This is a genomic window from Curvibacter delicatus NBRC 14919, from assembly GCF_001592265.1.
Taxonomy (GTDB): Bacteria; Pseudomonadota; Gammaproteobacteria; order Burkholderiales; family Burkholderiaceae_C; genus Hylemonella; species Hylemonella delicata.
On sequence record NZ_BCWP01000064.1, the window covers coordinates 1 to 10106 of the forward strand.

Below are 10106 nucleotides of genomic sequence, written 5' to 3' on the forward strand. Positions count from 1 at the left end.
GCCTTGCTGGATCAGTTCTTTGACTTACTCACTTGATACGCAAGATGGTCTCGAGTCGGTCTCGATCCACTTGGCTTTGCGGCAGCGGTGTCATATTCGGTGCGCGCTGTATCAGCAACTCCAAACTACCTCGGTTTGGCGTAATCGGACCGAAGAAAACCGGTTCTCCTTGAACCCCGATCAAAATGCATGGGAAACTTTCGACGTCGACATCACCAAGCCGCTCAACGTCGTCTTCAATGTCGTACCAGTCAAAAACAACACTTGGTGTGGCCCGCATCGTTTCCTGGTACTGAGACACGAAATCCCGACAGACACCACACCACGACGCGCATAGGCAGACAACCCTGACGGTAGGTTCGATAGCGCTCGCATTTGCCAGGCGGAGCGCGGCATTTAATTGATCAACGACTTCCGCCCAGTCCGCGTCCTCCATCAATTTCTCGCGGAGAAGAGCCGCTTGGGCGGCGCTCCAGAACGCTGCATCCTCCAACCGCCTCTCTGCAGGCAATGGCGAATGCCGTTTGATGAAATCACGTATATCGGCTGGCTCACGCGAGAGGCCAAGCTGAGCGAATAACTCAGAAAATCGATGATAGAAGGCATCCATCTCAAAAACCTCGTCTTGCGTCTTCAACCATTTTTCGCACGCACCACCCTGCGTAGGCGGGACCCAGAAGCCATCCCAGCCATCTCAGGGCCGCCCGGCTGGGCAGTTGGTAGTCAATCCAGACTTGCAAGCGCGCGCCCGTACCTTCTGCTGCCAGGTTAAAGCCCATGCGATAGGCTCCAATGACAAGCAGGCGCGGCTCGCCGAGCGTAGCCCACGCCTTGCGCAAGGGCGGCTCATATTCATTCACGATCTCGTCCAGTCCGAGTTCAATGCCCGCGATACGTCCGTTCATTCGGATGATCGAGCCGATACGACGCCCCTGAAACTCATCCAGCTCGAAATTGAATTTCGAGCCCAAGGTCATCCACGACGCTTTGGTCATGTGTGCCGCGAGTTGCCGTTGGTCGTCCAGCCTGGCAAAAACCTGCTCCGGCGCTACATGGATCAGCGCCACAGCCTCGGCATGTCTCTCTCCCTGCTGTCTCATCGCCGAAGGCGCAAGGCATTGCCGATCACGGACGCCGAGCTGAAGCTCATGGCCAGCGCGGCAATCAAGGGCGAGAGCAACCATCCGGTTACCGGATACAGGACGCCGGCGGCCACCGGAATGCCCAGCGCGTTGTATAGAAAGGCAAACATGAGGTTCTGCTTCATGTTGCGCACGGTGTCTTCCGACAGGGTTCGTGCCACCGCAATTCCGCGCAGATCGCCTTTGACCAGCGTGATCTGCGCGCTATTCATCGCCACGTCGGTACCAGTGCCCATGGCAACACCAACATCCGCCTTTGCCAGCGCCGGCGCGTCGTTGATGCCATCGCCCGCCATGGCAACGACTCGGCCTTCACGTTGAAGCTTCTCCACGAGAATGAGCTTGTCAGCTGGCTTGACTTCACCATGCACCTCGTCTATCCCCAGGCGGGCGCCGACCGCCTTAGCCGTCGTCAGGCCATCGCCGGTGGCCATCACGATGCGCATACCGGCTGCCTTCAGGGTCGCCAGTGCCTCTGGCGTGCTGGCCTTGATGGGATCGGAGACAGCCAGCAGACCGGCCAGGCGGCCGTCAACCGCCAGATGCATAACGCTTGCGCCCTCTACCCGAAGCGCTTCAGCTTGGGAAACCAGGGACTCGACCGAGACGCCCACTTGCTGCATCAGGGTTGTATTCCCAAGCGCCAGCTGCCGTCCACCAACGAGTCCGCGTACGCCAATGCCGGATCCGGATTCGAACTGCTCCGGCTTGTCCAGAGAAAGACCCCGCTCGCGGGCGGCGCGCACGATGGCGTCGGCCAAGGGGTGCTCGCTGCCCTGATCCAGGCTGGCCGCCAGCCGCAACACTTCGTCCGACTCGAAACCGGGCGCTGCAACCGCACGGTCGAAGGCTGGCCGGCCTTCCGTCAAAGTGCCGGTCTTGTCGATGATCAGCGTGTCGATCCGGCGCATGTGCTCGATGGCTGCTGCGTCGCGGAACAGCACACCGCGAGTGGCGCCCTTGCCGGTCGCCACCATGATGGACATGGGCGTCGCCAGTCCGAGCGCACAGGGACAGGCAATGATCAAGACGGCAACCGAATTGATCAGCGCATAGACCCAACTGGGCTGAGGCCCGAAGAACCCCCAGACAAAGAAGGTCAGCAGCGCAATGGCAACGACCATGAGTACAAAATACCCGGCCACGATGTCCGCCATGCGCTGCATCGGTGCCTTGGAACGCTGGGCCTGCGCCACCATCTGAACAATCTGCGCCAACATAGTCGAAGAACCGACTTTTTCAGAACGCATGACCAGGGCGCCGTTGGTATTCATGGTGGCCCCGATCACCTTGTCGCCGACCCGCTTTGTCACGGGCACCGGTTCCCCGGTAAGCATCGATTCGTCAACCGCACTGCTCCCTTCCTCCACCACGCCGTCCACCGGCACCTTTTCTCCGGGCCGGATGCGCAACCGGTCGCCCACATGCACGTGGGTCAAAGGCACGTCCTCGTCCGAACCATCGGCACGGATACGCCGCGCAGTCTTGGGCGCCAAACCCAACAGCGACTTGATAGCAGCCGAGGTCTGGGACCGGGCCTTCAATTCGAGCACCTGTCCTAGCAGCGTGAGCGAGATGATGACCGCGGTGGCCTCGTAATAAACGGCCACACGGCCCATGGCGACGAAGGAAGCCGGGAACACCTCTGGCGCGATGGTGGCTACCAAGCTGTAAAGGAAGGCTGCACCGGTGCCCAGACCGATCAAAGTCCACATGTTCGGGCTACGGTTGAGCACCGACTGCCAGCCGCGCTCAAAAAATGGCCAGCCAGCCCACAACACGATCGGCAGGGACAGGACCAGTTCGATCCAACTCTGTCGTGCCATGTCGAACCAGTTGAGCTGGTGGCCGAACATGGCCAACACCGTTACGACCACCGTCAGTGGGAGCGTCCACCAGAAGCGCCGCTGGAAATCTTTCAGCTCCGGGTTGTCCTCCTCTTCCAGCTCGGGCAGCAAAGGCTCGAGGGTCATGCCGCACTTGGGGCATGAGCCCGGATGGTCCTGCCGGATCTCCGGATGCATGGGACAGGTGTAAATCGTCCCAATCGACGCCGGCGCTGACACCGGGGCGGCGGCTACCGGACTTGCGTAGCGCTCTGGATCAGCGGCGAACTTGCCCTGGCACTTCGCACTGCAGAAATAGTAGTTCTGCCCCTGGTGGCTGAGATGGTGTTCCGACTGCGCGGTGACGGCCATGCCGCAGACCGGATCCTTCAAACCTTCTGTCTGCGTCGAGGAAGGCTGCTCCCTCTCACCATGATGATGGTGTTCGTGATGAGCGTGTTCGTCCATGGCTTCAACTTCCTTTCAGTCATAAAACAATCTCGCCGCCGCGACAGTTCACTCAATGGCCGCAGCAGCAGCCACCTTGGCGTTGCGTGGCTTTGGTGCTGGCGCAATGCGCCGTGCTGGGCCCCGATGATTCTTCGCTTATAGATACCGACGAGCCTGAAGCCAACTTTCCCTCGTAGCCAGCTTCAGTCAAAGCATCCAGCATATCCTGCAGATGGTTTCCTGCATCGAGAGACGTGACTGTCGCCCGCCCTTGCGCGAGATCCACATCGACATGGCCGACACCAGGAACACGGGACAAGGCCTTGCGCACCGCGTTGGTGCAAGAGCCACAGGTCATTCCTTTTACTGCCAGTTCAATCGAGCTCATAAGTTTCTCCAGTTAAGCGCCACTATCGACGCAAGCACTAAGGTAAACCTTCCCATCATGTCAATGTCAAGCGCTATCGTGGGTGATTGGTCATCCACCCATCGACTCAGGTCGAATTTGCCCCGACGGTAATACAGCATTTCCTTCGCGGCGCAGTTGCCACTGCTTTACCAGGGCATAGATGGCTGGGATGACGACCAGCGTGAGGATGGTCGAGGAAATCATGCCCCCCACCATGGGGGCGGCGATGCGGCTCATGACTTCGGACCCGGTGCCGCTGCCCCACATGATGGGCAAGAGACCCGCCATGATGGCCACCACGGTCATCATCTTGGGCCGCACCCGCTCAACGGCGCCATCCATCACCGCCGCGTAGAGGTCTTCTGCCCTTGGGATCATCCCCGTCGCCAGGCGCCGAGCCTTCACCTCTTCCCAGGCGTGATCCAGGTAGATCAGCATGATCACTCCGGTCTCCGCGGCTACCCCGGCCAGAGCGATGAAGCCCACGGCCACGGCAACCGACAGGTTGTAGCCCAGCAGCCACATCAGCCAAATCCCGCCGACCAGGGCAAACGGAACGGAGAGCATCACGATCAGGGTTTCGGTGAGACGCCTGAAGTTCAGGTACAGCAACAGGAAGATCAGCGCCAGCGTCACAGGGATGACCACCTTCATTTTCTGGATGGCCCGCTCCATGGACTCAAACTGGCCGCTCCAGGTTGCGTAATATCCTGGTGGGAATTTGACCCGCTCAGCCACGGCCTTCTTGGCATCGGCCACATAGCCACCGATGTCCCGATCCCGGATGTCCACGTAGATGTAGGCGGACAGCAAGGCATTTTCGGTGCGAATGCCGGGCGCACCCTTGGCTATTGAAAGAGTCGCCACCTGCCCCAGCGGCACCATGGCGCCGCCTGGTGTCGGCACCAGCACCTGTGTCGCGATCTGCTGCGGATCGTTGCGCAGCTCACGCGGGTAGCGCACGGTGACGCCAAAGCGCTCGCGCCCTTCGACCGTGGTGGTCACCATTTCGCCACCCAGCGCTGTTCCGATGACTTCCTGCAACTCGCCCACATTGAGGCCGTACCGCGCCAGCTGCGGGCGATCGGGCTCGATGTTCAGGTAGTAACCCCCAGTGATGCGCTCGGCGAATGCCGAACTGGTGCCGGGTACCGTCTTGACGACCGCTTCAATCTCCTTGGCCAGACGCTCCATCTCGGCAAGGTCCTTGCCGAACACCTTGATGCCGATCGGCGTGCGTATGCCGGTCGAGAGCATGTCGATACGCGCCTTGATCGGCATGGTCCAGGCATTGGAAACACCAGGGAACTGAAGTGCCTTATCCATCTCTGTGACCAGCTTGTCCGTCGTCATGCCGTCCCGCCACTCTGAGGTCGGCTTGAGATTGATGATCGTCTCGAACATCTCGGTTGGGGCCGGATCGGTCGCCGTGTTGGCGCGGCCAGCCTTGCCGTACACAGAGGCCACCTCCGGGAAGCTCTTGATGATCTTGTTCTGAGTCTGCAGCAGCTCGGCAGCCTTGGTGATTGACATGCCAGGCAGCGAGGAAGGCATGTACAAGAGAGTGCCTTCGTTGAGCGTTGGCATGAATTCGGAACCCAACTGGGAGGCCGGGTAGAGGGTGATGCCCAGTGCCAGCAGGGCAAGCCCGATAGTCGTCTTTTTCCAGACCATCACCCAGGCAATGATGGGGCGGTACAGCCAGATCAGGACCCGATTCACCGGGTTTTTGGCCTCCGGCATGATCTTGCCGCGGATGAAGAACATCATCAGGACCGGAACCAGCGTCACGGACAGCAGTGCGGCCCCGGCCATGGAAAACGTCTTGGTGTAAGCCAAGGGAGAGAACAGCCGTCCTTCCTGCGATTCCAGGGTGAATACCGGCAGGAACGAGACGGTGATGATGAGTAACGAGAAGAACAAGGCCGGCCCAACCTCCTTGCAAGCGAGCAGCATGGCTTCCCCGCGCTGACTGGTGGTATGGTCCGGCGGCAGCCGTTCCAGATGCTTGTGCGCGTTCTCGATCATCACGATGGCGGCATCGACCATGGCACCGATGGCAATCGCAATCCCGCCCAGACTCATCAAGTTCGAATTCATGCCCAGCAGGCGCATGGCGATGAAGGCGATCAGCACGCCCACCGGCAGCATCAGGATGGCCACCAGCGCCGAGCGCACATGCAACAGGAACACCACGCACACCAAGGCAACGATGAGCGATTCCTCCAGTAGGGTCCGCTTTAGGGTGTCGATGGCCCGGTGGATCAGGTCGGAGCGGTCGTAGACCGCTTCGATCGTCACCCCCGAGGGCAGGCCGGAGGAGACCTCTGCGACCTTTTCCTTCAGGTTGTGGATGACCTCCAGGGCGTTCTGGCCGTAGCGCGCCATGGCGATGCCGGAAACCACTTCGCCTTCGCCGTTGAGTTCGGTCAGGCCGCGTCGCTCGTCGGGTACGAGTTCCACCCGTGCGACGTCGCGCACCAGCACCGGTGTCCCCTTCTCGCTGCGTAGCGCCAGGTTTTCGATATCAGACACGCCGCGCAGATAGCCCTTACCGCGCACCATGTACTCTGTCTCGGCCATTTCAATGACCCGTCCGCCCACGTCCCGATTGGAATCGCGGATCACCTGGGAAATCCGGCTCAGGGGTATGCCATAGGCGCGCAGCTTTACCGGGTCGACCGTGACCTGGTAGGTCTGGACAAAACCTCCGATGGAGGCGACTTCAGAGACACCGTGAGCCTTGGTCAGCTGATAACGCAAGTACCAATCCTGCAGGCTGCGCAACTCGGCCAAGCTACGGTCTTTCGCCAGCAAAGCGTATTGATATACCCAACCCACGCCGGTCGCATCGGGGCCGATCTGCGGGGTCACACCCTTTGGCATGCGTCCGGCGGCGAAATTGAGGTACTCCAGCACGCGCGAACGTGCCCAGTAGATATCGGTGCCATCCTCAAAGATGATGTAAACGAAAGAAGCACCGAAGAATGAGAATCCCCGCACCACCTTGGATCGGGGCACCGACAACATGGCTGTTGTCAAAGGGTAGGTAACCTGATCCTCGACCACCTGCGGTGCCTGTCCTGGATACTCTGTATAGACGATGACCTGCACGTCGGACAAGTCAGGTAGGGCATCCAACGGTGTGCGGATCACCGCATAGATGCCGGCCGCGACAACGAACAGGGTTGCAAGAAGGATCAGGAAGCGGTTGCGCCCCGACCAATCAATGATTCTGGCGAGCATTTTTCTTCCCGTTAGCGACTCTTGTGTGCGGCTGCATCATGCGCTGGTGCGGCACGGCGCAATGCCGTCACCACCCACTCACCGGGCTTACGCTCGACAAACTCGAATGCCACCATGTCGCCAGGTTTGTAACCCTGTAGCAGGCCACTATTGGCGACCGCGAACTCCATCGACATGGCCGGCCATTTGAGACTTTGTACGGGGCCGTGGCTGATTTCGACTGTGCCGCTCTTCAGATCGATGGACTCGATCGCGCCTTCCGCCCGATGACCTATTGCTGCCGCTTTCGGCATCTCGCTTGACGGCTTCTGCCCGGCATCTGCACTGGAACCATGACCCGTGTGGCCAAAGCCGCTGACGGCGGCCTTGAGATTGCTCTCGGCATCAATCAGGAAATTGGCAGTTACGACGACCAACTCGCCGTCGCGTACGCCTTCCAGGACTTCCACCTCATTGCTGGCGCGCCGGCCTAGGCGGACCTCCCTCGGCTCGAAGCGCCCCTCCCCGACCTGGACGAGCACGAGCGTCCGCGTTCCGCTGTCGATGACCGCCGAATTGGGCACCGTCACCGTCTGTGTGCGTGTTCCGACCGATAGTTCGATTTGCGCAAACATGGCTGGCTTAAGCAGCATGCCGGGGTTGGACAGCTCAATGCGCACAGGGATCGTGCGCGTCTCAGGATTGAGCGTGGGGTAGACATAGGTGACGGTCCCCGAAAACGCCTTGTCAGGATAGGCATTAATCGTCGCCTTGACCTTGGCACCAGTCTTCACGAGACCGATGTCCTGTTCGAACACATCGGCCACGACCCAGACAGCGCCGAGGTCGGTGACTTGGTACAGCGCTTCGCCCGGCATGAAACGCATGCCCTGCACGGCCTTTTTCTCCGTCACCAGTCCCTGGACCGGGGAGCGAAATGCCAGCGTGCGGCGAACTTCTCCTGATTGCGTCAGGCGGGATATCTGCTCCTCCGAGATATCCCAGTTGCGCAGGCGCTGTAGGCTGGAGTCGGCTAGGCGACGCATGCCCGACTGGACCGAATCCGCAGATCCTTGTGACGACTGCAGGCCCTGCAAAGCAATCAGGTACTCGCGCTGCGCGGAGATCAGTTCCGGGCTGTAGACCTCAAAGAGTACCTGACCCTTGGCCACTGTCTGGCCAGTAACGTTCACGTGCAGGCGCTCCACATAACCCTCGAATTTGGGCGAGATGGTGTAGATCCGGCGCTCGTCGGGCTCGACCCGTCCCACCGCACGAACCGTGCGTTCCAACCTTTGGACACGAGCTACCTCTGTCCGCACGCCTAACTTCTGGATTTTTTCCGTGCTGATCCTGATCAAGCCCGCCTGAGCCGAACTGTCTTCCTGATCCTCCCCCTCATAGACTGGGATGTAGTCCATGCCCATGGGATCCTTCTTCGGCACGGGAGAAGTATCGGGCAAGCCCATCGGGTTTCGGTAAAAGAGGAGTTTGCGTGCAGGCTTGGACGTTGCGGTATTCGGCGTTTCCGCCCCGCTCGCCGCCGCCGGTTGCTGCTCGTGGCCTCGGTACAAGAAGCCATACTGGACTTCGAGCGCAATGAGGACCACAAAACTGACGCCCAGCGCGGCGATCAGCCATTTGGACCTGACACTCATATATCTTCTCCAATGATTCGTTCGATTTCAGCCAGCCGGAACTGCGCTTCCACCTGGGACTCCAGCTGACTCTGTCTGGCCTTGCGGATCTGCCGCTGGGCATCCAGCAGCGTCGCAAAGTCCACCTTGCCGTTCTCATACCCCACCAAAGCCGCCTGATAAGTAAATTCCGACTGGGGTAGTAATTGGGTCACCACGAGGTTCTCCGTACGACGGGCGGCATCGATCGCATCCACTTTCTCCGAAAGATCAGACAGCAGTTGCCAGGTGGCAGACTCCTTACGCGCTTGGGCTGCCTGCAGCATGGCTTCAGACTCCCTCTCCTGAGCTCGACGGGATGACTGCTGCAGCGGTATATTCATTTCAATCATCAGCTCCCATTCCTTCACAGTCCCTTGGTACTGGATGGGAGAAACACCCAACGTGATGTCGGGGTAACGATTCTTCAGAACAAGGTCCCTGCTCAGTTGGGCAGCACGGATGCGGGACTCCTCGGTACTGAGTTGCGGATTGCGGGCCAGGGCACGCTCCTCCAGCCCGGAGAGGTTCAATTGCGCTGGCGATGGCATCGGCCGCAGTGCCACTGGCATTGCCAGGGGAGCTCCGGCGGGCCTGGCCAGCAAGCCATTCAGACGTGCCTTTAGCTGACGCCGCTCCACCTCTACCGCGATCAGTTCATTGTGCAAGGCAGACTGCTCGAGCTGGGCCCGAATCACGTCCTGCTGGGCCGCCAGGCCACCGGCGTAACGGGCCTGTGCCACGCCCTCCAGACGTGCCATCAAATCAATGATTTCGCGTGTGATTTTTTCACTGCGATACAGGAGATAGAGTCGCGCATAGGTAGCCTTGATGCGGCTTGAAATCTCGATCCAGGTCCCTTGGCTGCGCCCCCGGGCTGCTTCGACATCCTGCTCGGCAATGTTTCGCTTCAGATCCCTTTTGCCGGACCATGGAAACTCCTGCATCAGGAGATATCGGGTGCTGCCCACCTGGCCAGGGAGCAGCATGAGGGATTGCTCCCCTTGGCGGGTCACGTCCCGAAGTTCGGCACGGAAACGCGGGTCTGGCAAGGCCCCCGCCGACTCGATTCGCTGGGTCGTCGCGTCCACCTCGGCCCGCATCGCGGCGTACTCGGGATTGCCTTTGTGGGCATAGTCCAGCAAGCCGTTGAGCGTCGCGCCAAGGTTGGTTTCCTGGGCGGCAGCCGGGGAACCCAGTAACGGCAACGAGGCAATTACACAAAGGAAAAACCGGAGGCTAGTCTTCATATACCCATCATGGTCCCGAGAGTCGATTTGCGCGGTCAGCCTGGGGTTAACCGGGCGCTAAATGTCAGTATCAGTGCTGCAAGCCAACAGACACCTGACAGATGCATTACATTTTTGTAATCTAAATA

The 10106-nt window shown here is 59.9% G+C and carries 7 protein-coding genes and 1 pseudogene; all 8 read right to left on the minus strand.

Annotated features, from left to right (window positions below; translation table 11 throughout):
• Positions 1 to 28: 28 nt before the first annotated feature.
• The 8 genes and pseudogenes from CDE01S_RS19095 to CDE01S_RS17410 all read right to left on the minus strand — a co-directional run bounded on the left by CDE01S_RS19095 (position 29) and on the right by CDE01S_RS17410 (position 9978).
• Complete coding sequence (locus tag CDE01S_RS19095; protein WP_281179375.1) at positions 29 to 382, minus strand: thioredoxin domain-containing protein; 354 nt, start codon at positions 380 to 382, stop codon at positions 29 to 31.
• A pseudogene (locus tag CDE01S_RS19100) lies at positions 383 to 610 on the minus strand (DUF2789 family protein); the annotation flags it as partial.
• Between the two features lies 1 nt (position 611).
• Positions 612 to 1067: an SRPBCC family protein gene (locus tag CDE01S_RS17390; protein ID WP_245636214.1), complete on the minus strand. Its 456-nt coding sequence runs from the start codon at positions 1065 to 1067 to the stop codon at positions 612 to 614.
• A 29-nt stretch (positions 1068 to 1096) separates the two neighbouring features.
• The gene (locus CDE01S_RS17395) at positions 1097 to 3436 is read right to left on the minus strand and encodes a heavy metal translocating P-type ATPase (RefSeq protein WP_084382973.1); all 2340 of its coding nucleotides are present in this window, start codon (positions 3434 to 3436) and stop codon (positions 1097 to 1099) included.
• Positions 3437 to 3488: 52 nt separating this feature from the next.
• Positions 3489 to 3806 (minus strand): heavy-metal-associated domain-containing protein, encoded by a 318-nt coding sequence (locus CDE01S_RS18355; protein ID WP_084382974.1) that lies wholly within the window; start codon positions 3804 to 3806, stop codon positions 3489 to 3491.
• A gap of 90 nt (positions 3807 to 3896) precedes the next feature.
• Positions 3897 to 7073: an efflux RND transporter permease subunit gene (locus tag CDE01S_RS17400; RefSeq protein ID WP_066710658.1), complete on the minus strand. Its 3177-nt coding sequence runs from the start codon at positions 7071 to 7073 to the stop codon at positions 3897 to 3899.
• An 11-nt stretch (positions 7074 to 7084) separates the two neighbouring features.
• Positions 7085 to 8710, minus strand: a complete 1626-nt coding sequence (locus tag CDE01S_RS17405; protein ID WP_066710660.1) for an efflux RND transporter periplasmic adaptor subunit — start codon at positions 8708 to 8710, stop codon at positions 7085 to 7087.
• Entirely contained in the window at positions 8707 to 9978 is a 1272-nt protein-coding gene (locus CDE01S_RS17410; RefSeq protein ID WP_066710662.1) for a TolC family protein, read from the minus strand. Before CDE01S_RS17410 ends, CDE01S_RS17405 begins: the two co-directional genes overlap by 4 nt.
• Between the last annotated feature and the right edge of the window lie 128 nt (positions 9979 to 10106).